The organism is Brevundimonas aurifodinae (genome assembly GCF_040195595.1).
GTDB classification, from domain to species: Bacteria; Pseudomonadota; Alphaproteobacteria; order Caulobacterales; family Caulobacteraceae; genus Brevundimonas; species Brevundimonas aurifodinae.
Map to the genome: position 1 here is coordinate 37,847 of NZ_JBEGDD010000002.1, position 21,331 is coordinate 59,177.

The following is a 21,331-nucleotide window of genomic DNA, read 5'->3' on the forward strand; positions in this document are numbered from 1 at the left end:
CCCACAATGCCTTCCTCATTCCGTAGGCCGCCGCGTTTCGCGGTCGGCTGCGCTGTCGCGGCCCTCACGGCCGCGCTGAGCGGACCGGCCTGGGCCGATCCGGCTCCCGACTATGACGCGCTGGTTGCGCGCCTGTCCGACACCCCCTTGATCGCCGAAGCCGGCGCTCTGCTCGATGCCGCCGAGGCGCGCGTGCGTCAGGCCCACGTCCGCCCCAACCCCGTCCTGGGCCTGGAAGCCGAAAACGCTTTCGGCAGCGGTCCGTTCGAGGGCTACAAGAACGCCGAGACCTCTCTGAACCTGTCGACCGACCTGGAACTGTGGGGGCGACGGGGTGCCCGCGTCGACGTGGCGCGCGCGGAGGCCGCCACCGCCTCTCGACGCTCAACACTCGTTGCGGCGGACGCAGCCGGACGGTTGGCACTTTACTATGCCGAGGCTGAGGCGGCGGATCGTCGCTTCGGGCTGGCGACCGAAGCCCTGACCCTGACGCTTGCCGATACCCGAGCCGCTCTGGCTTTGGTGGAAGAAGGGCGTGAACCGCTCCTGCGTGGCATTGAAGGACAGACGGAGGCCGCCGCGGCGCGGGCCCGGCTCGACGAGGCCCAGGCCGAGCGCGACGCCGCCTTCGCGCGCCTCACGGGCTTCGCCATGCTGGTTCAGCCGGTGACCTCGATCGGGGACACCCTGCTGGACAGAATGCCGACCCCTGTCGCGGCGGAGACCTCCGCCGCACCGGCGGTTCTGGTCGCCGAGGCCGAACGCGAGGCGGCCGACCGGCGGATCGCCGTCGAGCGTATTCGCGCCCGACCCGATGTGCGGGCCTCGATAGGGGTCCGCCGCTTCGAGGCCGAGGACGCCACGGCCCTGACCTTTGGGCTCAGCGTCCCGTTGCCGCTGTTCGACCGAAATCGGGGGAATGTGGAGGCGGCCCAGGCCGACTTCCGCGCCGCCGACGCCCGGCTGCGCGGTGTCCGCCAAGAGGCCGAGGCCGATCGGGTCGCCGCCCGCGCCCGGCTTGGTTCCGCCGCCAGTCGCGTGTCGGCGACCGACACCGGGGTGAGCTCGGCCGAGGAGGCCTATCGCCTGTCGCGCATAGGCGCGGAGGCGGGACGCATCTCCCAGCTGGAGCTGCGGAGTTCACGCGCGGCGCTGATCGCCGCCCGCAACGCTGCCCTCGATGCCCGACTGGCCCGCGTGCGGGCTGAAATCGATCTCGCGCGCCTCGACGGCCGCGCCCCCTTTGGAGCCGCTCAATGACGCGCAAATCCGGACTAAACAAAACTTGGCTGCTGGGCGGGGTCGCCGCCGCCGTCCTGTTGGGCGGCGGACTCTGGCTCTTTAGCGAGCGCCCCGGGGCAGTGCCCGCTGCAGTCCCCGAAGCGTCCGCGGAGGATGAGCATACCGAGGGCGAGGCTGGCCACACCGAGGGCGAGGAAGGCGCTGCCCAAGAGGGCGGCGGCGAAGAGGGTGTCGTGGAACTGACGGCGGCTCAAATTCAGGCGGTCGGCATCACCCTGGTGTCCGCCAGCGGCGGCGGCGGAGGCGAGACTCGGTTGTCAGGTCGCGTCGAACCGATGATCGATGCCCGCGCCGCCGTGGCGGCCTCCGTCGGAGGTCGCGTCGAACGCGTCCTGGTCGCTCCCGGACAATCGGTTCGCGCCGGCCAATCGCTGGCCATTCTGGTCAGCGGCGAGGCGGCCACCTTCCGAGCTGACGCCGATGCCGCTGCCGCCTCGGCGGATGCTGCCCGGCGGGCCCATGAGCGCGATCGCAATCTGGAGAGCCAGGGCGTCGTCGCGCGTCAGGACGTCGAGACCTCACGCGCTCAGTCGCTCAGTGCCGAGGCCGCGGCCCGTGCTGCCCGTGCCCGATCCTCGGCGGCCGGTTCTCCCAACGCCTCGGGCCGGTTGAATGTCGTCAGCCCCATCTCGGGGGTTGTGACCATCGTCCAGGTCGGCCCCGGCGGCTTCGCCAGCCAGGGCAGCGTCATCGCCGAAGTCACTAATCCCGCCCGCATTGAGATGGTGTTCAACGCCGCGCCCGCCCTGGCCGCCCAGGTCCGGGCCGGCAGCACGATCCAGGTTCAGACGTCGTCCGGCGACGTCACCGGCGTCGTGACAGGTGTCGCGGCCGGAGGCGGCGGGGTCGACGGCGGGGCGACCGTCATACGCGCGCGTTCGACCGGCGGCGTCCTGCCCCCGTCGGGATCGGCCATCACGGGTACGGTCGTCACCGGGGATACGGTCGGCGGTGTCACCGTGCCCACGGATGCCGTCCAGACCGTGGAAGGGGCTTCGGTCGTCTTCGTCCGCACCGACACCGGCTTCCGAGCCGTCCCAGTCCTTGTGGGTCGCGCAGCCGGGGGCCGGACCGAGATCGTGCGGGGCCTGACCGGCGCCGAACGTATCGCGGGGACCAATGCCTTCCTGCTCAAGGCGGAGCTCGCCAAGGGCGAAGCCGAGCATGGCCACTAGGGAGCGACAGATCATGTTCAAAGCTCTCATCGACGCCTCTGTCCGCTTTCGCTGGTTCGTCGTCATGGCCGTGGCGATCGTCGCCGCCTTCGGTCTGTTCGAACTGACCAAATTGCCGATCGACGCCGTCCCCGACATCACCAACCGTCAGGTGCAGATCACCACCGTCGCGCCCGCCCTGGCGCCCGAACAGATCGAAAGACAGGTCACCTATCCGCTGGAGACGGCCATGGCCGGCATTCCGGGACTGCAGAGCACCCGCTCGCTGTCGCGCAACGGCTTCAGCCAGATCACCGTCATTTTCACCGACCAGACGGACATCTATTTCGCCCGCCAGCAGGTCTCGGAACGGATGCGCCAGGCCGCCGAGAACCTGCCCGAAGGAGTCGAGCCCGGCCTGTCCGCGATTACGACCGGTCTGGGCGAGGTCCTGATGTGGACGGTCGACTATCTGCCGTTCAGCCCCAGCACCACGGTGGCGACCGGTAAGCCCGGCTTCCAGGTCGACGGTGCCTATCTGACGCCCGAAGGCGAACGTCTGACGACGCCCGAACAGCGCGCCACCTATCTGCGCACGGTCCAGGATTGGATCATCGCGCCCCAGATGCGCACCTCGCCAGGTCTCGCGGGAATCGACGTCAACGGCGGCTATGTGAAGGAATACGCCGTCCGTCCGGACGCCTCGGCCCTGACCCGTTATGGGCTGGACCTCGACGATTTGGTGCTGGCGCTCGATCGCGCCAATACCCAGGCGGGCGCGGGCTATGTCCAGCGCGCGGGCGAGGCCCTGGTGGTCCGCGCCGACGCCCTGGCCACGACGATCGACGACCTGGCCCAGTCCCCGGTGGTCAACCGTGGCGGCCTTGTGGTTCGCGTCGGTGACGTGGCCGTCGTCGAAATCGGTCAGGCCCCGCGCCTGGGGGGGGGCAGCCGCGATGGGCATGAGGCGGTCCTCGGCACCGCCCTGATGCTGGCGGGCGAGAACAGTCGGACCGTGGCCCAGGCCGCGGCCGAGCGGCTGGAAGAGGTCGGCACCTCCCTGCCGCCCAGCATCGTCGCCACCCCGGTCCTGGACCGGAGCCAGCTGGTCAACTCGACCATCACGACCGTGGCGCGCAACCTGACCGAAGGTGCCCTGTTCGTGATCGTGGTGCTGTTCCTGCTGCTCGGGAATTTACGCGCAGCCGGAATCACGGCCCTGATGATTCCGCTCAGCTTCCTGTTCGCCGTCATCGGCATGAACCGGTTCGGGATCAGCGGTAACCTGATGAGCCTGGGCGCCCTCGACTTCGGCCTGATGGTCGACGGCGGGGTGGTAGTGATCGAGAACACCCTCTTGATGCTGACCCAGAGACGGGGCGAACTTGGGCGCAGGCTGACGCGCCACGAACGTCTCGGTGTGGCCATGAAGGCCGCCGGCCAGATGGTCAAACCCGCCGCCTTCGGCCAGCTGATCATCCTGCTGGTCTTCACGCCTCTGCTGATGCTTGAAGGCGTCGAAGGCAAGACGTTCGTGCCCATGGGCGCGACCGTCATGCTGGCCCTGGTCGGCGCCTTCATCTTCTCCTTCACCTTCGTGCCGGCCATGACGGCACTTCTGGTTCGCGATCCCAAGACCGTGCACCTGGGGCCGGACGGCAAGGCCGTCGAGCACGAGACCCGCATCCTGCGGTTCGCGCGTCGCGGCATCGAGCCCGCCATCGCCCAAGCGGTCAGACGCCCGACGACCGTCCTGATCGCCGCCGTCGTGACGCTGGGGATCGGGGTGGTGTCGTTCATGTCCCTGGGCCGGGAGTTCATCCCGACCCTGGATGAGGGCGACATCGCCATGCAGGCCCTGCGCGTGCCGTCCGCTTCGCTGGAGCAGTCCCTGGCCATGCAGATGGCCCTGGAGCGCGCCATTGTGGCCCAGCCCGAGGTCGAGACCGTCTTCTCGCGGACGGGTACGGCCGAGGCGGCGGTGGACCCGATGCCACCGAACATCTCAGACGCGGTCATCATCCTGAAGGACCGTGAGGCCTGGCCCGATCCGGACCTGTCCGAGGAAGACCTGATCGAGCGGATCGAGGATGTCGCCAGCCAGCAGATCGGTAATAACTTCGAGTTCAGCCAGCCGATCGAACTGCGCTTCAACGAGCTAATCTCCGGGGTGCGGACGGATCTCGCCGTCATGGTCTACGGCGACGACTTCGAGACCCTGCAGGCCACCGCAGAACAGGTTGCCGCCCGGCTTCGGGAAACCCCGGGATCGGCCGACGTGCGGGTCGAACAGGCGTCGGGCCTGCCGACCCTGACCATCAGTGTCGATCGGTTCGCGGCGGCCAACTACGGCCTGTCCGCGGCCGATGTCAGCGAGGCGGTTTCCACCGCGATCGGCGGCACGGAGGCGGGCCGCATCTTCGAGGGCGATCGACGCTTCGACGTGGTTGTGCGTCTGCCCGACGCCGCCCGCAACGATCCGGCGACCCTGGCCGCCCTGCCGATCCTCTCGGCCTCGGGCGTGGTGGTGCCGCTGTCGTCCGTCGCGCGGATCCAGACCGCCGAAGGCCCGAACCAGATCAGTCGCGAGAACGGCAGCCGGCGCATGGTGGTTCAGGCCAATGTGCGCGGTCGCGATCTGGGCGGCTTCGTCACCGAAGCGCAGTCGGCGGTCGGGGAGATTGCCCTGCCGGTTGGCTACAGGTTGGACTGGGGCGGTCAGTTCGAGAACCTGCAACGCGCCGAACAGCGGCTTGGACTGGTGATCCCGGTCGTCTTCGTACTGATCGGCCTCCTGCTGTTCATGGCCCTGGGCTCGTTCGCGGAGGCGGGGCTGGTGTTCGCCTGCGTGCCGCTGGCGCTGGTGGGCGGCGCGCTGGCGCTGCTGTTGCGTGGCATGCCGTTCTCGGTCTCGGCGGCGGTGGGTTTCATCGCCGTCTCCGGGGTCGCGACCCTGAACGGGCTGGTGCTGATGCAGGCCATCCGAGAGCGGCTGCAGGAGGGGCTTGCCCCAGATGTCGCCGCGATCCAGGGGGCCTACAGCCGGTTGCGGGCGGTGCTGACGACGGCGTTGGTCGCCATCGTCGGCTTCATCCCCATGGCCCTGGCCCACGGCGCCGGCGCCGAAGTCCAGAAGCCGCTCGCCACCGTGGTGATCGGCGGACTGATCACCGCGACCGTCCTGACGCTGCTCGTGCTTCCGACCTTCGCCGCAAAGGCCGTCAAGCACCGCGCCGCAGAGGGGATCGAGGACTGAGACTGATCGCATCGGTGCGGCAGACCCGCGGCCCCGATGCATCGCCTGACCTCCAAAACCTTGCACCGTCTTCCGGAGCCCAAGCCGACCATGACGACCCCGATCAAGCGACTGAGAATCTATACCGACGACAGCGCCTATGTCGGCGATCACAAGCTGCATGAGATTGTCGCCACCCGGGCGCGGGCGATGGGCGTGGCCGGCGGCACGGTGTTCGAGGCCATCGTCGGCTTCGGCCATACGCCGCAGCGGCGACGCCGCGCGGTGCTCGACGACGTTCAATCCACCGTCATCGAAATCCTGGACGAGGAACCGATACTGCGGGCCTTCGTCGACAGCCTGGCCGACCTCGAATCACTGGGCCCGATCACGCTTGAGGCGATCGAGGTGCTGCGCTGGCCCGCCGGTGCGGCACCGGTGGCCCGCGAGGGGAATCGGCTGGGTCACAGCCTCGAACAAATAGGGAAACAAGACCGATGAGCCAGGAACACGCCCACGGCGCGGGGGCCAGCAGCCGTCGCATGGTCTGGGCCTTGGCCCTGACCTCGACGTTCCTAGTCGCCGAGGTCATCGGGGCGGTAGTGTTCCAGAGCCTGGCCCTGCTGTCGGACGCGGCCCACATGCTGACCGATGTGGTGGCGCTGGCCATCGCCCTGGCGGCGATCAAGATTGGCCAGCGCCCGGCCGACGCCCTGCGCACCTTCGGCTATCGGCGCTTCGAAATCCTGGCGGCGACCTTCAATGCGGTCCTGCTGTTCCTGGTGGCGGGCTACATCTTCTACGAAGGCGTAATGCGGCTGTTCGACCCGGAACCGGTTGGATCGATCGGCATGCTGATCGTGGCGTCTCTGGGCCTGGGCGTGAACCTGATCTCGATTCGGCTGCTGGCCTCGGGTGTAGAAGCCAGCCTGAATTTGAAGGGGGCCTACCTGGAGGTCTGGGCCGACATGCTTGGGTCGGTAGGGGTGATCGGTGGCGCGCTCCTGATCATGGCGACCGGCTGGACCTGGGTCGATCCCGTGGTGGCCATCGGAATCGGGCTTTGGGTGCTGCCCCGGACCTGGGTCCTGCTCAAGAACACCACCCACATCCTGCTGGTAGGCGTACCGAAAGGCCTGTCACTGGACGCTGTCAGGGCGACGATAGCGGCTGTCCCAGGGGGGGTTGCGGTGCACGACCTGCATCTGTGGGGCATCAGCAGCGATGATGTGAACGGATCGGTCCACGTCTCGGCGTCTGTTGAGGATGGCGAGGATGTACGGCGACGGGTGCTGACGGTGATGCAGGACGTGCATGGGATTGAACACGCCACGGTTCAGGTGGAGACTGACCCGGGTGGCGATCTTTCCGGGCCCGGTCACGGGGAAAACCCTCATCTCTGAGTAGGCCGGGTTGATGGGAAAGGCGGAGACCATGATCGAGGCGGCTGCAGACACTCCCGAACCTGGTATCGATGCCAAACATTGGGATCGTGTCTACGAGACCATCGCAGACGATGCGGTCAGTTGGTTCGAGCCGGAACCCCGTGCGTCGCTGGAAGCCCTCGCCTTGGCCGACATCTCTGTGCGGGCCTCTCTAGTGGATGTCGGCGCGGGATCGTCTCGTCTGGTTGAACAACTGCTGGATCGCGGAGCGACTGATTTGACCGTGGTCGATATTGCCTCTTCGGCCTTCGAGACGTCTCGCGCCCGCTTGGGTTCGCGCGCCTTGAAGGTGGATTGGGTGGTGGCTGACGTGACCCAATGGTGTCCCGACCGCCGTTTCGACGTCTGGCACGATCGCGCGCTGTTTCACTTTCTGACCGAGCCCTGGCAACGCGACGGCTATAGAGCTGCCCTCCGAAGCGCCACGGCCGGTGGCGCGTGGATGATCATCGCGACCTTTGCCGACGATGGACCGGACCGATGCAGCGGCTTGCCGGTCCAGCGTTACGACGGGCCCAGTCTGACTGCCGAATTCGCCTCTGACTTTGTGGCCCACGACGTCTGGCGTGATGAGCACCGCTCACCGGGTGGTGTGATCCAGCCCTTCACCTGGGCAGTGATGCGTCGCCGTTAGCCCCGCCCCTTGCGTCGGCACTCGGCGTCGGCGGCAGATTCTCTCAGCGTCGGCGGGGTGGGGGTCCGCCATGACGCGACTTTTTCCCGGGTACGGAGGCAGGCCGGCTACCCCTCATCTCCGCACGGCGCTTAAGCGCGCGCAAGGTTCCCGCCATCGGGGCAGGCAACAGGTTCGGAAAGTGATTTGGGAAGATCCTGGGCACAAATCCGCTGACCTCGGCGGAGAACAAAACGTGGGTTCCGGTGCCATGCGGCGTCAGGGCATAGGACATTCTCAAGAAGACGAAGCCGGGCATGCCCAATCGCCATGCGATCAGGTTCGGCTTGCGACGATCGAGCATGCGGCCCGTCAGCCTCCATGACACTTCTTGGCCGTTGGGTCGAACGGCTGTCAGGCCATAGGTGATCTCGTCGGGCTTCTTGCCGTCGGGGACAATCCGGGTCGAGTTGTTCCATTCAGGATAGGCCGGGATGTCGGCCAGGATGTCCCAGATGTTCTGGGGCGATGCCTCGACGATGATCTCGCTGGTCAGTCTTTTCACGGAAGTCTCATCCTGTTGACGATCGGCTGATGGAGCAAGCCGAGGCATGCAGGAGACATGGCACGACGCAATGAGAGCGTTCGAACCACCGTCCCCGCCGATCGAAAACTCATCTCGCAAACTCAGCTTACCCGGAATTGGCCCCGCATGCCGAGGCATGTCGAGGAGATTGCGCGGTGACTCAGTTTGCCCGAACGGAACCTGGGTCGGGATGCCCGGTTCAGTCATCGAAACCGAGTTGGAAGGAGGTTTCGATGCACATCGCCACGATGATCAGCAGTCACCCCCATGTTCAAGGCAATCTCCACGAAGCCGTCGTTCACGCGGTCGAGGAAGCGAACGCCTGTGCCGCCATTTGTCGGATCTGCGCTGATGCCTGTCTCGGAGAGGCGATGGTGGCCGACCTCGTCCAGTGCATTCGGATCGACCTTGACTGCGCCGATGTCTGCGCCGCCACGGGTATGATCAGTGCTCGTCGCACCGGCAGCAATGAGGCGGTCATCAGAGAATGCTCGAGTTGTGCGCGGAGACCTGCGCGGCCTGCACCACGGAATGCGACCAGCATGCGGAGATGCATGAGCATTGCCTTGTCTGCGCCGAAGCCTGACGAAGATGCGCGGACGCCTGCCTCCGGGCGGCGGGGACGATCACGCTGAAGGACTGACATCGCAGGTGCTTTCTGGTTAGGCTGTTCGCTGCCCTGAACCGGAGTCGCCCATGTCACGTCGCCTCGTCCTTTCCGCCGCCGTCCTGTTGTCTGTCGGGCCGCTCATCGCGTCTGTTTCCCCCGCCTCAGCCCAGATCTTTGCCGTGGCGCGGGAGGCCGAGGAGGCGGCCAACGTTGTCGACGCCTTTCATGCAGCGTTGGAGACAGGCGACACTGACTCTGCTCTGGCGCTGATGTCCGATGACGTGATGATCTTCGAAGAGGGCGCGGCCGAACGTTCGCGGGCCGAATACGCTTCGCACCATCTGGAAGCCGACGCGGCCTATGCGGCGGCATCGGAGTCCGCGCTATCGCGTCGCGCGGGATGGGCGTCCGGTGATGTGGCATGGATCGTGAGCGAAGGAGAAACCCAAGGTCAGGCCGGCAACAGTGCGACCGGTCGCCTGACGGTCGAGACGATGATACTCAAGCGCGGAGCCGACGGTTGGCGCATCCAGCACATCCACTGGTCCTCGCGTGCCATGCCCGCTGCCTGACCGGACGCCAAGGACGTCTGCATGCGCGGGATCGGTAAATGGAGCATCGCGTCTGGCGTCGGCCTAGAAGGCAACACACTCCTAGTCAGCGGTCGTTAGAGGTCGGGCTCCAACATTTTTGAAGCGTTTGCGGATCGCGCTTCTGCCGGGGCGCTCGATGAAAAGGTGCAGCGCCACCGAGACGAGAACCGTCACGACAAAGAGACCGATCAGCTCGGCCGGCGTCATGACGAAGCCGCTGTCGATCCCGCGCATCTCGGCCGCGACGCCCTTGTAGGCGACCAGAACGGGCATGTGGGCCAGATAAAGCGCGAACGAGACTTCGCCGGCGAAGACTAGAGCGGGCGTGGACAGGGTGCCTTCGCAACTGGCTTTGGCCAGCATGGACCAGCACAGAATAACGGGCGCGGTTAGGGCGACGACATACCGGTCGTCGAGAGTGAACTGCATGGCCACGAAGAGGGCGAGCGGCGCGGCCACGGCGGCGGTGATCGTGACAGCCCGCGACCATCGCAGCCCTTGGCCTAGGCCATGGAGCCCCATGCCGATCAGGAACTCCGGCAGGATGCGCAATATGCCCATGTCGTCTTCAGCGCGGGGAAGCACCTTGCCGAACACTTGGCCATAGACTGCATCGATCGCGATGAAGCCGACGATCCCGAGCCCGAGCAGCAGGCGGGGGCGGTGCCTCAATCGCGTCGCGACCAGCGCATAGGCGGGAAACAGGAGGTAGGCGAACCATTCGGCCGACAAGGACCAGGACGGTCCGCTCCAATTGCTGCCGAGTGTACTCGGAGACCAGGCCTGAATCAGGAACAGGGTTTGGAAGAAACCCTGCGGAGTGTAGGTCGCCGGGTCGTATCGGACGCCTTGCCCGGCGGCTGCCAGCACCATGACCAGCACGACACCGAGCATCGCCAGATGCAGCGGATACATACGGGCGATGCGGGCGACGATGAACCGCCTGTAGCTGAATGTGCCGTTGGCGAAGCTCGGCCCGTAGACGTGAGCCATGATGAAGCCCGACAGCATGAAAAACGCGTCGACGGCCAGCCGGCTGCGCTCGATGATCGAACTGAAGCCGAGCGCCGGATCCCACTGCAGTTGGTAGTGGAACAGCACCACGCCCAAGGCCAGGAAGGCGCGTAGACTGGTCAGCGCCCTTAAGTCGGCGGGGTATCCCTCGGTCGTCGGCGATACGGACGTCATTCAGCCCCCGCTGTCGGGGCACGGCAGATGGCCCATTCATCGAGATACGCGGGAGCGGGGCCAACCCCTCGCGTCAGGTCCTAGGTCGTCCGACCATCAGGTGGGATTGGCGGCCAGCCAAGTGTCGATGACGCCGATCTCGCGTTCCTGAGCGGTGATGATCTCCTGAGCCAGCGCCTTGGCCTCGGCGTTCTGACCCTGTGCCAGTTCGACCTGGGCCATGGCGATCGCTGCCTGATGGTGACCGCGCATCTGCCGCATGAAGTCGGCGTCGGGGTTGCCCTGATAGGCGGGCATGCCGGTCATCATGCTCATCATCGCGGCCTTGTAGCCGCGGGTCGCTTCGCTATCGCCTTCGGCGGGGGCCATCATGGCCATCTTGTACATGCCGCCCATCTTGTTGTCCGCCATCATAGCGTCGCCTGCGGGTCTGGCGCTGGTGGTCTCGCCCGCGGCGGGCTCGGCCTGGGGTGAGCAGGCGGCAGCGACGGCACAGGCGGCGAGGACGAGGCTGAGGCGTTTCATGGCGGAATCCCTTAAAATCTGATGCGATAGCGACCGGCAGAGACCTTTGTTCCCCGAGGTTAGCGCGTGGCGCGTCCGAGCAGCTCGATCAATTCGCTGGCCTTGGCCTTGCGGTCCGCAGGGTCGTCGCCGGTCATCGCCCCCATCACGCAGTGGTCAAGGTGGTCCTTGAGCACCTCGCTCTCTACCCGGTTCAGCGCGGCCCGCACGGCCTGGAGCTGGGTCAGGACGTCGACGCAGTAGCGGTCGTCGTCGACCATGCGGACAATGCCCCGCACCTGACCCTCGATACGGTTCAGGCGGTTGATGACCTTGGGCTTAGTTTCAACTTGCATGGATCAACTCCGGTTCAGCGCGGTTATACCCCATGTAGGTATCTTGCACTATACCCCACTAGGGTATATTTCCGACGCCCGCCCCCAGGAGACGCCGCTATGTCCGATCCTCACGCCAACCCTGTCGCAGCCAGTCACAAGCACGCCTGCTGTTCGCACGGTGCCAACGATAAGGCTGACGGCAAGGCGATCGATCCGGTCTGCGGCATGACCGTCGATCCGGCGACGACGGCCCACAGGGCTTCGCATGAGGGCACGGAGCATTTCTTCTGCTCGGCCGGGTGCCGTACGAAGTTCATCGCCGATCCGGGGAAATATCTGGGCGACCGGCCCGAGCCCGCGCCCGCGGTCCCCGGGGCCATCTATACCTGCCCGATGCACCCGGAGGTGCGACAGGAGGGGCCGGGGTCCTGTCCCATCTGCGGCATGGCCCTCGAGCCTGAGACCGTGACGGCCGAGGCTCCCGTCAACCACGAACTCACCGATTTCACCCGTCGGTTCTGGGTGGGGCTGGTGCTGACCCTGCCGGTCTTCGCCCTGGAGATGGGGGGACATCTGACGGGCCTGATGATGCGGATCCCCGGCCAGACCTCGAACTGGATCCAGTTCGCCCTGGCCACACCGGTGGTGCTCTGGGCCGGCGCGCCCTTCTTTCAACGGGGCTGGACGTCGTTGCGGACCCGCAAGCTCAACATGTTCACTCTGATCGCAATGGGCGTCGGCGTGGCCTGGGCCTACAGCGTCGTGGCGGTACTGGTGCCCAGTCTTTTTCCGCCGGCCTTCCTGCGCATGGACGGCAGCGCCCCGGTCTATTTCGAGGCGGCGGCGGTCATCACCGTCCTTGTGCTGGTCGGCCAGATCCTGGAGCTGCGGGCGCGCGAACAGACCTCCGGAGCTATCCGCGCCCTGTTGGACCTGACGCCCAAGACCGCGCGGCGCGTTCGAGACGACGGGACCGATGAAGACGTCACGCTCGACCTCGTCGTCGTCGGGGACCGGCTGCGCGTACGACCGGGCGAACAGGTGCCGGTCGACGGCGAGATCCTGGACGGGCGGGTGTCGATCGACGAGTCCATGGTGACCGGCGAATCCATGCCCGTGACCAAGGAGCCCGGCGCGAGCGTGGTCGGCGGATCGTTGAACCGGACCGGCTCGTTCGTCATGAGGGCCGACAAGGTCGGGGCCGACACCCTGCTGTCCCGGATCGTCCAGATGGTCGCCCAGGCCCAGCGCAGTCGCGCGCCGATCCAGCGTCTGGCCGACACCGTCTCCGGCTGGTTCGTGCCGGCGGTGATTGCCATCGCTCTCGTCGCGGCGCTGGTCTGGGGGCTGTTGGGGCCCGAGCCTCGCCTGTCCTATGCCCTGGTCGCGGCGGTGTCGGTGCTGATCATTGCCTGTCCCTGCGCACTCGGCCTGGCGACGCCGATCTCGATCATGGTCGGGGTCGGCCGGGGGGCCCAGGCCGGCGTCCTGATCCGCAATGCCGAGGCGCTGGAACGGTTCGAGAAGGTCGACACCCTGGTGCTGGACAAGACCGGCACCCTGACCGAAGGCCGACCCTCGGTCACGGCCATCCGACCCGCGTCCGGCTTCGATGAGGCCGAGTTGCTGCGCCTCGCCGCCAGCCTGGAGCGGGGCAGCGAACACCCGCTGGCGGACGCCATCGTCTCGGCCGCCAACGACCGTAGACTGACCCTGTCGGAGGCGACAGAGTTCGACAGTCCCGTCGGGCGCGGCGTCTCGGGCGTGGTCGATGGCAAGCGGGTCGCGCTGGGCAATACGCGGTTCCTGACCGAGCTCGGCGTGGATGTCTCGGCCCTTGAAGCGGAGGCCGACGCGCTCAGGGGCGACGGGGCCACGGCCATCTTCGCCGCTGTAGACGGCGAGGCCGCGGGCGTCCTCGGCATCGCCGATCCGATCAAGGTGACCACGGCCGATGCGATCACGGCGTTGAAGGCCGCCGGCCTGCGTCTGGTGATGATGACCGGCGACAACCGCACGACCGCCGAGGCCGTGGCCCGTCGGCTGGGCATCGACGAGGTCCAGGCCGAGGTCCTGCCCCAGGACAAGGCCTCCGTGGTCGAACGGCTGCGCGCCGAGGGCCGGGTCGTCGCCATGGCGGGGGACGGAGTGAATGACGCGCCCGCCCTGGCTGCCGCCGATGTCGGCGTGGCGATGGGCGCGGGCTCGGACGTGGCGATCGAGAGCGCGGGCGTGACCCTGCTGGGCGGCGACCTGAAGGGGATCGTGCGCGCACGCCACCTGTCGAAGGCGGTGATGAGCAACATCCGTCAGAATCTGGTGTTCGCCTTCGGGTATAACGCTCTGGGCATCCCCGTCGCAGCCGGTCTGCTCTATCCGGTGTTCGGCTGGTTGCTATCGCCGGCCCTGGCGGCGCTGGCGATGGCGTTGTCGTCGGTCAGCGTGATCGCCAATGCGTTGCGGCTCCGGGCGGTCAAGTTGTGACAGGCGGTCGCGGTGCTCTGCACGAGGGGCGTCGGCATATGCTGCGTATACCAAGAATAGACCCCACCGAAAACAGATCCATGCCGAGCATTTCGACACCCGCGAGCCCGCCTCGACATAGCCGTTCGACGGTATGGCTACGGTCTAGCGTCGCACTCGCCCTGCTGGCGACAGTGTCTGCGTGCGCGACCGTCGATCCGACCCAGGACACGATCGAGATTAACCGGCTGCTGGCCGATCGCGGGGCCCCGGCGCTGGGCTGGGAAGCCAACTCCGCACCCGAGGACGAGGTGACGATCCAGCGTTGGCTGGGCCAGCCGATGAGCGCCGATCTCGCCGTGCGGATGGCCATGGTTCGCAGTCCGCAGCTACAGGAACAATACGCAGAGCTAGGGCTGGCCCGCGCCGATGTTCTGGAGGCGATCCAGATCGCCAATCCGCGCATCGGGGCCTCGCGCCTGTCGCTGGAGGACGGGGCCGGCGAAAAGCTGACCTATGGCCTGTCTGCGCCCCTGATCGATCTGCTCGTCCTTCCATCGCGGGTTCGGCTGGCGCGCCTCGAGAACCAGAGGGCCCGCTATCAGATCGCCTCGGCTGTGCTGGACGTTAGTCTCGATGTCGAAGCCGCCTGGTACACCTACGTCGGTGCCCAGCAGGTGGCTGACATGCGGGCAGCCGTGGCCGAGGCGCTCGACGTTTCGGCGGATCTGTCGCAACGCTATTTCGACGCTGGCAACATCACGGAGCTGCAGCTCAATCGCGAGCTGGCCGCCGCCAGCTCGGCGCGGATCGACGCGGCCCGGGCGGCCGTAGAGGCGCGGATGGCGCGACTGGAGCTCAATACCCTGATCGGGCTGAGAGGTGCGGACACCGACTGGAACGCGGGCACGGTCCTGCCTCTCCCCGTGGCCGTAGAAGACGACCCGACCGAACTGCGCCGCATGGCTGAAACCGCCAGTCTCGATCTTCTAGCCGCGCGCCAGGAGGCCGAGATCACCGCCAGCGCGGCCGGCGTGACGCGCAACTTTCGCCTGCTCGGCGATACGTCCATCGGCTTCGAGCGCGAGGAGGAGATCGATGGGTCGAGGATCAGCGGGCCGACGCTGGACCTGGAGCTGCCCATCTTCAATCAGGGGCAAGCGCGGGTGGCGCGAGCCGACGCCCAGCTCCGACTGGCGCGCGCGCGTCTGGCGAGGATCGAGCTTCTGTCCGGCAACGGTATCGAACTCGCAGCCGAACGAGTCCGGGTCCTGAGCGACATCGTCCGGATCCACCGAGACGCCCTGGTGCCACAGCGTGAGATCGTGACGGTGCGCAGCCAGGAAGAGCAGAACTTCATGCTCATCGGTGTCTTCGACGTCATCCAGGCCAAGACCCAGGAATACGACGCCTACCAAAGCTATCTGGAGTCGGTGCGGGACTATTGGCTGGCGCGCATCGCGCTGATGCGGCTGGTCGGTGCGCGGTTGCCCAGCGAACGGGAGGCCCTGGGACGGACCGAGAGCGTGTCCGACATTCTGGCCACCCCCGCCACCTCTGGAACGCCGATCGGCGCGCCGGCGGTGGATCATTCCCAACACGGTGGACATGGCGGCGTGGCTTCAGCGACCGCACCGGCCTCGACGCCGACCGTCGATCACAGCCAGCACAATGGAGGCCGGCCATGAGCCTCAGCCGCAGAGACATCATGCTGGCAACGGGCGTGGCGACCGTCGCCTCGGTCGCCGGTCCGGTCAGCCGCGCCGCGGCGCAGGATCACGACATGAGCACGATGGGCCAAACGGCCCCTCCGCCCCGCGGTGCCCCCGGCCGCCCGATCGCGACCGGACCCGCTCCCGCCGTGCCGCTTGATCCCCGCTACACGCCCGTCCGAACTTTGAACGGCTGGACCTTGCCGTGGCGGATGAACGATGGGGTCAAGGAGTTCCATCTTGTCGCCGAAGAGATTCAGCACGAGTTCGGACCCGGCAGCGTCGCCACATGCTGGGGCTACAATGGCTCGACGCCCGGACCGACGATCGAGGCGGTCGAGGGCGATCGGGTCCGCATCTTCGTCACCAACCGACTGGGCGAGCATACCTCAGTCCACTGGCACGGCCTGATCCTGCCCGCCGGAATGGACGGCATTGGCGGGCTGACGCAGCCGGCGATCCAGCCGGGCGAGACCTTTGTCTATGAGTTCACCCTGCGCCAGCACGGCACCCATATGTATCATCCGCACGCCGATGAGATGACCCAGATGGCCTACGGCATGATGGGGCTGTTCATCATCCATCCGCGCCAGAAGGAAGCGATCGACCGCGACTTCGCCTTTCTCCTGCATAACTGGGCGCTGCATCCGGGAACGTGGCGTCCCGATCCGTCGGTGATGGTCGATTTCGATCTCTGGACCTTCAACTCCAAGGTCTTCCCGGCGATCGAGCCCCTGGTGACAAGGACCGGAGACAAGGTCCGCATCCGCGTCGGCAATCTGTCGATGTGGAATCATCCGGTCCATCTGCACGGTGTGGAGTTCCTGGTCACCGGCTCCGACGGCGGGCGCTGGCCACAGAGCCAGTGGCGGCGCGAGGTGACCGAGACCGTCAGCGTCGGACAGATGCGCGACATCGAGTTCACTGCCGTGCCCGGTGACTGGGCGCTGCACTGCCACATGGCCCACCACACCATGAATGCCATGGGCCACGAGGTGCCCAACCCCACCGGCGTCGATCAGACGGGCGTCGGCGCGCGGGTCCGACAGATGCTTCCAGGCTATCTTCCGATGGGCCGCGAAGGCATGGCCGAACACCAGGAACACACCGATGCAGGTCACCAGGGACCAGCAAACACCATGGCCATGATGACCGGCCGCGGCCCGTTCGGGAACATCGAGATGGGCGGCATGTTCACCCTGGTGAAGACCCGTGACGACGTGAGGCCCGGGGATTACGCCGATCCCGGCTGGTATGCTCATCCGCCCGGCACCGTGGCCAGCCGTGTGAGCAGCGACCCAGCTTTCGGTTCGCCACCTCGTCGGGGCAGTTGACGCCTCGAACCTATCCGGATTCCGGGACAGACTTCTCAAGGAGACGACTATGACCAAGATCACGACCTTTGCGGCCGCAAGCCTGTTCGCTGCTCTCGCCGCCGGGGCCGCAAATGCCCAGTCCGCACCAGCGGCCGATCCCCATGCCGGCCACGTGATGCCCGCCGCGTCGCCGCAGGCCGCTCCGTCAGCGGACCCGCACGCAGGTCACAGCATGCCCGCTGCCGCACCGCAGACCGCACCCGTCACCGATCCCCATGCCGGTCACGACATGTCCGCGATGTCCGGCCAGACCGCGTCGGGCCAAATGGCGGTTCCGGCTCCCACCGGCACTGCGCTGCAAACGTCCTCGCCGGCCGCAGGGGCCATGCTCAACGGATCACCGGCCGAGATCTCCCTGACGCTGCCGCACGCCATGATCGTCCAGTCGGTAAGCCTGACGAATGCGGCCGGCCAGCGGTTCCCGCTGTCGGCGACCTTGTCAGAGACCGCTGTCGAGAGCGTCACCACGCCGGTTCCGACCCTTCCTGCAGGGTCCTACACCGTTGCCTGGACCGCGGCTGGCACCAACCACACCATGACCGGCACATTCGGTTTCATGGTCCATTGAGTGTAGCGTTCCCCTTGAACATCTGGAGATGATTATGACCCGAACTCAGAAGATCCTCAGCCTCGTCGGTGGCCTGACATTGCTCAGCGCCGGCGCAGCCGCAGCCGCGGCGCCCTGCTGCTGTGACAAGATGATGTCGGGCGGGGGAATGGACCACGAGATGCCGATGCCTGCTCCGGCGCCCGCGCCTGAGCCCGCCCCGCAGCCGGTCCCGGCCCCGTCCGCCTGACGTGAATGGCACCCGGCCCTTGACGGTCAACGATCGTCGAGGGCTGCCTTCATTCGGCTTGCCAGCATCTTACGCGCCCTGCCGATCCGGGTTTCGACGGCCTTGATCGAGATACTCAGGATTTCGGCAGTCTCGCCGTGGCTGCGGCCCTCCATCGCAGTTAGCAGGAGGGGTGCTTTGAGCGACGCGGGAAGCCGCTGAATCTCGTGGTTCAATTGGATGGCCGCCCGTGCGGCATCCAGTTGGTCCTCTGCGGAAGGGCTTCCGTCTGGGATCGCCATGGCTTCGGGTGTCGACAGGTCCGTCACCCCACGAACGAGGCGACGCACGACACGCCGCCGAGACCAGTCCCTGCACTTGTTGAGCGCGATGGTCCGGAGCCACGCCTCGAACGGTCGGGCGGGGTCGTATCGCCGGATGGCGAGCCAAGCCGCGGCATAGGTCTCCTGCAGCAGATCGAGCGCGTCCTGCTCGTCGCCGACATAGCGCCGGACGAAGCGGAACAGACCAGAACGGGTCTCGCGCATCAGGTCGCTAAACGCTGCCCGGTCGCCAGCCGCCGCCCGAGCCGGCAGCTCCCCCGTGTCCACGCCGCCCTCAGGGCTCGGTCGGTGTGAGCGCTTCGACGATCCGGTCGTTGAAGACTGTGGCCTGGGCGGGCGTCAGCACCGATCGCATCTCGAACACATGGGCGATCGTTTCCTTCTGCAGAGCGCCCATGGCGACGTGGAAATGATCGACCGCGGCCTGGACCTGGGGTCCATCGCCATCGCTCTGCTCGATCGCTCTCGCAAGTTCTCGGTTGGCGGCGCGCACCTCGGCTTCAAGGCCCGGCCGGACGGCGGCGAACCTGTCTTCGATGACCTCGATCCGGGCGTGCTGGTCGGCCGTGAGCTCCAGTTCGTCGTGCACGATGTCGTGCAGGGACGGAGGCTCTCTGCGGCTCATGACCCAACTGGCCCCGATCCAGGTGCCCGCTGCGCTCGCGACCGCGGCCAAAACTGCGGTCAGTACGATCGCGCGCCAGCCGTTCCTCACGAGCGAACATCCATCCTCAGGAGCGGAGACAGCCCCGCTTCGACTGTGAAGATCGACAGCTCTCCGGACGGCCTGGGCGCCGTCAAGACGCCGACCCCGCCCACCGTCAGACCCATCACCAACGCCACGGCGATGGCTCCGGTTCGCACCTGGCCCATCACGCGCTCGGTCCGCAGCGCATCGACGCGCGCCCAGACGTTGGACTCCAGGGCATCCATCGCCGGATCGACGGGCAGGACGGCCAGGCGTCCAAGGAGATCGTCGAGATCACGCGTCATCATCACTCTCCACAAAGCCCACATATCCACTACGCAGCGCGCCGCCCGTTCCCTCAGGCGACGGGGCCGTGACTGCGGCGCGTACCTAACACTATAGGCCTCCTGGGCAGGACCAGGGGCAAACCGAGGGGGAATAGATGACGTTTCGAATGATATTCGCGGGCGTGGCTGCGGCCGCCGTCCTCGCCTCGGCCGTCCAGGCCCAGAGTATCGAAGCGCAGCAGGTTGGCGCAGTCGTTGCGGCCTACCGGGACGCGATCGAGCGCATGGACGTGTCTGAAACCCCCGCCCTGTTCTGGCCCGACTCGGCGATCTTCGAGAACGGCGGGGTGGAGGGGACCTTTGCCTATTATCTGGAGCATCACCTCGGCCCCGAGTTCGACGATCTGGCCGGGTTCGACTTTCGAGACCATGAGACGAAGATCGAGATCGATGGCGACACCGCCTTCGTCAGCGAGACCTATACCTATCACATCACTTTCAAGGATGAGGCGCGTGAGGCGATCGAGCGCCGCGGCGTTGCGACCAGCGTGCTGCGCGAGCGAGGCGAAGAATGGCGGTTCGTCCTCTATCATTCTTCCGCCCGGCCCCTGCGCCGACCATCGTGATTCCGCCCACCCCGGGCACGCAGGCTTACTGCAGGAGGTCTTCGATGCAGCCAGAAACCTTGTCGCGCCGCGTTCTTCTTGGTGCCGCTCTCGGCACCGCCGCCACAACCGCCTGCGCCCAGGTCCCGCGACCGGCTCCCGAACTGGTCGTCTACAAGACCCCCACCTGCGGCTGCTGCACCGCCTGGGTCGATCGCATGCGCGCCGCCGGCTTCAGCGCACGGATCATCGAACAACCCGACCTGGCACCGATCCGCAAGGCACAAGGCGTTATGGACACGTTGGCCGCCTGTCACACCGCCCTGATCAACGGATATGCACTAGAAGGCCATGTCCCCGCTGAGGATGTCCGACGGCTTCTCGTGGATCGCCCTGTGGCGATCGGACTGGCCGTGCCCGCCATGCCGCTGGGGTCACCCGGCATGGAGATGCCGGACGGTCGAAGACAGCCGTTCGAAACCTTGCTGATGCTGCGGGGCGGTGCCACGCGCGTGTTCGCGCGGCACGGTTGATGGCGCGAGACCAGCCCTCGGGCTCGTCACGTTCCGATCCTACAGTCCCATGTCCATCGCCGAGACCGGTGCAAGGGTACCCATCACCGCCACGACGGCCAACAGGGCGAGGGCGACGAGGGTCTCGATCGCCAGACTGCACTTGAGCCGGGAGACGGCGACGCGCAGGTCGTCCGGATCATCCAGGGCGCTGGCCATGCCCGGTGTCAGATGAAAGCGGTTCGACGCCGCGAGCGCCAGCATCATGCCGAAGAGGCCCAGCTTGGCGATCAGCAGCCATCCATAGAGCGTCGTCACCAGCCCGCCGATCTGGTCGACTCCGACCATGAACCAGCTGTTCACAAGGCCGCTGAGGATGAGGACTGCTGCGGCGAGCGTGCCGACGCCGGAAAATCCGTGCAAGGCCTGATGCAGAACCCGGTCGGACACGGGATCGCCCGGACGGTGGCGCGAGGCCATCGTCAGAAGCGCGGCGAGGGCTCCGAGCCAGAGCGCGGCGGACCAGCTGTGCAGGATCGCGCCCACGAGATGAGGATAATGGCCAGGGCCCTCTGTCGCCGCGCCGTGGCCCGTCCAGGCGAAGCTCGCGCTCACGACCAGACCGGCGACGACGAGAACCATCCATTGACGTCGGGACGGCTGAGACAGCAGCACGAGTGCGAGCGCCGCCAGGGCGATCCCGGCACGCAGAAGAAAGGCGGGGCCTAGTGTCGTGCCCGTGATCATGAAGCCGAGGGACGCTGGCTTCAGGCCTTCGATGATCGAGCCTGCCATGACAGAGGTCTGGGCGACAAGGCCAGCGGCCGACGCCACCGCCACGACGGCGCAGGTCGCGACCAGCAGAGGCCTCGGCCAAGTCTGAGCCAGGGCGTCTGTGGCGCGCAGTCCGTACAGCAGGAACAGGGGCGTTCCCAGCAGGATGACGGCGGCACCGTACTGGGCGAGCCGCAGCCCGATGACCAGGAGATCGAGCACGTGA

General features: G+C 66.8%; 22 protein-coding genes and 1 pseudogene. 15 read left to right on the plus strand and 8 right to left on the minus strand.

The features are described 5' to 3' along the window. Positions 1 to 6: 6 nt before the first annotated feature. The 6 genes from ABN401_RS02660 (at position 7) to ABN401_RS02685 (ending at position 7,770) form a co-directional block, all read left to right on the plus strand. Entirely contained in the window at positions 7 to 1,260 is a 1,254-nt protein-coding gene (locus tag ABN401_RS02660; RefSeq protein ID WP_349683290.1) for a TolC family protein, read from the plus strand. Further along, positions 1,257 to 2,477 (plus strand): efflux RND transporter periplasmic adaptor subunit, encoded by a 1,221-nt coding sequence (locus tag ABN401_RS02665; RefSeq protein WP_349683291.1) that lies wholly within the window; start codon positions 1,257 to 1,259, stop codon positions 2,475 to 2,477. Before ABN401_RS02660 ends, ABN401_RS02665 begins: the two co-directional genes overlap by 4 nt. Before the next feature lie 13 nt (positions 2,478 to 2,490). Continuing rightward, complete coding sequence (locus tag ABN401_RS02670; protein ID WP_349683292.1) at positions 2,491 to 5,712, plus strand: efflux RND transporter permease subunit; 3,222 nt, start codon at positions 2,491 to 2,493, stop codon at positions 5,710 to 5,712. Positions 5,713 to 5,802: 90 nt separating this feature from the next. Then, on the plus strand, positions 5,803 to 6,192 hold the full coding sequence (locus ABN401_RS02675) for a DUF190 domain-containing protein (protein ID WP_349683293.1): 390 nt from the start codon (positions 5,803 to 5,805) through the stop codon (positions 6,190 to 6,192). Beyond that, positions 6,189 to 7,094: a cation diffusion facilitator family transporter gene (locus tag ABN401_RS02680; RefSeq protein WP_349683294.1), complete on the plus strand. Its 906-nt coding sequence runs from the start codon at positions 6,189 to 6,191 to the stop codon at positions 7,092 to 7,094. Before ABN401_RS02675 ends, ABN401_RS02680 begins: the two co-directional genes overlap by 4 nt. Before the next feature lie 31 nt (positions 7,095 to 7,125). Continuing rightward, positions 7,126 to 7,770: a class I SAM-dependent methyltransferase gene (locus ABN401_RS02685; protein ID WP_349683295.1), complete on the plus strand. Its 645-nt coding sequence runs from the start codon at positions 7,126 to 7,128 to the stop codon at positions 7,768 to 7,770. A 43-nt stretch (positions 7,771 to 7,813) separates the two neighbouring features. On the opposite strand, the gene ABN401_RS02690 is transcribed toward ABN401_RS02685, so the two are convergent. Then, positions 7,814 to 8,314: an SRPBCC family protein gene (locus tag ABN401_RS02690; protein WP_349683296.1), complete on the minus strand. Its 501-nt coding sequence runs from the start codon at positions 8,312 to 8,314 to the stop codon at positions 7,814 to 7,816. Between the two features lie 269 nt (positions 8,315 to 8,583). Between ABN401_RS02690 and ABN401_RS16390 the strand changes: the two are divergent. From ABN401_RS16390 to ABN401_RS02695, 3 genes and pseudogenes are all read left to right on the plus strand, one after another. Then, a pseudogene (locus ABN401_RS16390) lies at positions 8,584 to 8,742 on the plus strand (four-helix bundle copper-binding protein); the annotation flags it as partial. Between the two features lie 80 nt (positions 8,743 to 8,822). Further along, positions 8,823 to 8,921: a four-helix bundle copper-binding protein gene (locus ABN401_RS16395; RefSeq protein WP_490424182.1), complete on the plus strand. Its 99-nt coding sequence runs from the start codon at positions 8,823 to 8,825 to the stop codon at positions 8,919 to 8,921. A 110-nt stretch (positions 8,922 to 9,031) separates the two neighbouring features. Further along, on the plus strand, positions 9,032 to 9,517 hold the full coding sequence (locus ABN401_RS02695; RefSeq protein WP_349683297.1) for a nuclear transport factor 2 family protein: 486 nt from the start codon (positions 9,032 to 9,034) through the stop codon (positions 9,515 to 9,517). 81 nt (positions 9,518 to 9,598) lie between these two features. Here ABN401_RS02695 and ABN401_RS02700 read toward each other — a convergent pair whose 3' ends face one another. The 3 genes from ABN401_RS02700 to ABN401_RS02710 form a co-directional block, all read right to left on the minus strand. Continuing rightward, positions 9,599 to 10,726, minus strand: a complete 1,128-nt coding sequence (locus tag ABN401_RS02700) for an acyltransferase family protein (RefSeq protein ID WP_349683298.1) — start codon at positions 10,724 to 10,726, stop codon at positions 9,599 to 9,601. A 96-nt stretch (positions 10,727 to 10,822) separates the two neighbouring features. Further along, positions 10,823 to 11,251, minus strand: coding sequence for a DUF305 domain-containing protein (locus ABN401_RS02705; RefSeq protein WP_349683299.1), 429 nt, complete (start codon positions 11,249 to 11,251; stop codon positions 10,823 to 10,825). A 59-nt stretch (positions 11,252 to 11,310) separates the two neighbouring features. Beyond that, on the minus strand, positions 11,311 to 11,586 hold the full coding sequence (locus ABN401_RS02710) for a metal-sensitive transcriptional regulator (RefSeq protein ID WP_349683300.1): 276 nt from the start codon (positions 11,584 to 11,586) through the stop codon (positions 11,311 to 11,313). 99 nt (positions 11,587 to 11,685) lie between these two features. On the opposite strand from ABN401_RS02710, the gene ABN401_RS02715 reads away from it, so the two are divergent. From ABN401_RS02715 to ABN401_RS02730, 4 genes are all read left to right on the plus strand, one after another. Then, the gene (locus ABN401_RS02715; protein WP_349683301.1) at positions 11,686 to 14,052 is read left to right on the plus strand and encodes a heavy metal translocating P-type ATPase; all 2,367 of its coding nucleotides are present in this window, start codon (positions 11,686 to 11,688) and stop codon (positions 14,050 to 14,052) included. A 173-nt stretch (positions 14,053 to 14,225) separates the two neighbouring features. Beyond that, a complete protein-coding gene (locus ABN401_RS02720; protein ID WP_349683302.1) occupies positions 14,226 to 15,719 on the plus strand; it encodes a TolC family protein in 1,494 nt (497 codons plus the stop codon). Further along, positions 15,716 to 17,077 carry a multicopper oxidase family protein gene (locus ABN401_RS02725; RefSeq protein WP_349683303.1) on the plus strand — a complete coding sequence of 454 codons (1,362 nt, stop codon included), beginning with the start codon at positions 15,716 to 15,718 and terminating at the stop codon, positions 17,075 to 17,077. The genes ABN401_RS02720 and ABN401_RS02725 overlap by 4 nt, the downstream gene beginning before the upstream one ends. Positions 17,078 to 17,126: 49 nt before the next feature. Next, positions 17,127 to 17,687, plus strand: a complete 561-nt coding sequence (locus tag ABN401_RS02730) for a copper resistance CopC family protein (RefSeq protein ID WP_349683304.1) — start codon at positions 17,127 to 17,129, stop codon at positions 17,685 to 17,687. Positions 17,688 to 17,942: 255 nt separating this feature from the next. Here ABN401_RS02730 and ABN401_RS02735 read toward each other — a convergent pair whose 3' ends face one another. From ABN401_RS02735 to ABN401_RS02745, 3 genes are read right to left on the minus strand one after another with little or no spacing between them, the layout of a single operon-like run. Next, the gene (locus ABN401_RS02735; RefSeq protein WP_349683305.1) at positions 17,943 to 18,506 is read right to left on the minus strand and encodes an RNA polymerase sigma factor; all 564 of its coding nucleotides are present in this window, start codon (positions 18,504 to 18,506) and stop codon (positions 17,943 to 17,945) included. A 7-nt stretch (positions 18,507 to 18,513) separates the two neighbouring features. Beyond that, positions 18,514 to 18,954, minus strand: coding sequence for a Spy/CpxP family protein refolding chaperone (locus ABN401_RS02740; protein ID WP_349683306.1), 441 nt, complete (start codon positions 18,952 to 18,954; stop codon positions 18,514 to 18,516). After that, positions 18,951 to 19,232: a hypothetical protein gene (locus tag ABN401_RS02745; RefSeq protein WP_349683307.1), complete on the minus strand. Its 282-nt coding sequence runs from the start codon at positions 19,230 to 19,232 to the stop codon at positions 18,951 to 18,953. The genes ABN401_RS02740 and ABN401_RS02745 overlap by 4 nt, the downstream gene beginning before the upstream one ends. Positions 19,233 to 19,369: 137 nt before the next feature. On the opposite strand from ABN401_RS02745, the gene ABN401_RS02750 reads away from it, so the two are divergent. After that, on the plus strand, positions 19,370 to 19,840 hold the full coding sequence (locus tag ABN401_RS02750) for a YybH family protein (RefSeq protein ID WP_349683308.1): 471 nt from the start codon (positions 19,370 to 19,372) through the stop codon (positions 19,838 to 19,840). A 44-nt stretch (positions 19,841 to 19,884) separates the two neighbouring features. Beyond that, positions 19,885 to 20,352 (plus strand): DUF411 domain-containing protein, encoded by a 468-nt coding sequence (locus ABN401_RS02755; protein WP_349683309.1) that lies wholly within the window; start codon positions 19,885 to 19,887, stop codon positions 20,350 to 20,352. Between the two features lie 39 nt (positions 20,353 to 20,391). Here ABN401_RS02755 and copD read toward each other — a convergent pair whose 3' ends face one another. Then, entirely contained in the window at positions 20,392 to 21,327 is a 936-nt protein-coding gene (copD, locus tag ABN401_RS02760; protein ID WP_349683310.1) for a copper homeostasis membrane protein CopD, read from the minus strand. Between the last annotated feature and the right edge of the window lie 4 nt (positions 21,328 to 21,331).

Coding starts and splice junctions, on each gene's coding strand:
- ABN401_RS02660 (WP_349683290.1), top strand. CDS start 7: ATGCCTTCCTCATTCCGTAGGCCGCCGCGTTTCGCGGTCGGCTGCGCT.
- ABN401_RS02665 (WP_349683291.1), top strand. CDS start 1,257: ATGACGCGCAAATCCGGACTAAACAAAACTTGGCTGCTGGGCGGGGTC.
- ABN401_RS02670 (WP_349683292.1), top strand. CDS start 2,491: ATGTTCAAAGCTCTCATCGACGCCTCTGTCCGCTTTCGCTGGTTCGTC.
- ABN401_RS02675 (WP_349683293.1), top strand. CDS start 5,803: ATGACGACCCCGATCAAGCGACTGAGAATCTATACCGACGACAGCGCC.
- ABN401_RS02680 (WP_349683294.1), top strand. CDS start 6,189: ATGAGCCAGGAACACGCCCACGGCGCGGGGGCCAGCAGCCGTCGCATG.
- ABN401_RS02685 (WP_349683295.1), top strand. CDS start 7,126: ATGATCGAGGCGGCTGCAGACACTCCCGAACCTGGTATCGATGCCAAA.
- ABN401_RS16395 (WP_490424182.1), top strand. CDS start 8,823: ATGCTCGAGTTGTGCGCGGAGACCTGCGCGGCCTGCACCACGGAATGC.
- ABN401_RS02695 (WP_349683297.1), top strand. CDS start 9,032: ATGTCACGTCGCCTCGTCCTTTCCGCCGCCGTCCTGTTGTCTGTCGGG.
- ABN401_RS02700 (WP_349683298.1), bottom strand. CDS start 10,726: ATGACGTCCGTATCGCCGACGACCGAGGGATACCCCGCCGACTTAAGG.
- ABN401_RS02705 (WP_349683299.1), bottom strand. CDS start 11,251: ATGAAACGCCTCAGCCTCGTCCTCGCCGCCTGTGCCGTCGCTGCCGCC.
- ABN401_RS02710 (WP_349683300.1), bottom strand. CDS start 11,586: ATGCAAGTTGAAACTAAGCCCAAGGTCATCAACCGCCTGAACCGTATC.
- ABN401_RS02715 (WP_349683301.1), top strand. CDS start 11,686: ATGTCCGATCCTCACGCCAACCCTGTCGCAGCCAGTCACAAGCACGCC.
- ABN401_RS02725 (WP_349683303.1), top strand. CDS start 15,716: ATGAGCCTCAGCCGCAGAGACATCATGCTGGCAACGGGCGTGGCGACC.
- ABN401_RS02730 (WP_349683304.1), top strand. CDS start 17,127: ATGACCAAGATCACGACCTTTGCGGCCGCAAGCCTGTTCGCTGCTCTC.
- ABN401_RS02745 (WP_349683307.1), bottom strand. CDS start 19,232: ATGACGCGTGATCTCGACGATCTCCTTGGACGCCTGGCCGTCCTGCCC.
- ABN401_RS02750 (WP_349683308.1), top strand. CDS start 19,370: ATGACGTTTCGAATGATATTCGCGGGCGTGGCTGCGGCCGCCGTCCTC.
- ABN401_RS02755 (WP_349683309.1), top strand. CDS start 19,885: ATGCAGCCAGAAACCTTGTCGCGCCGCGTTCTTCTTGGTGCCGCTCTC.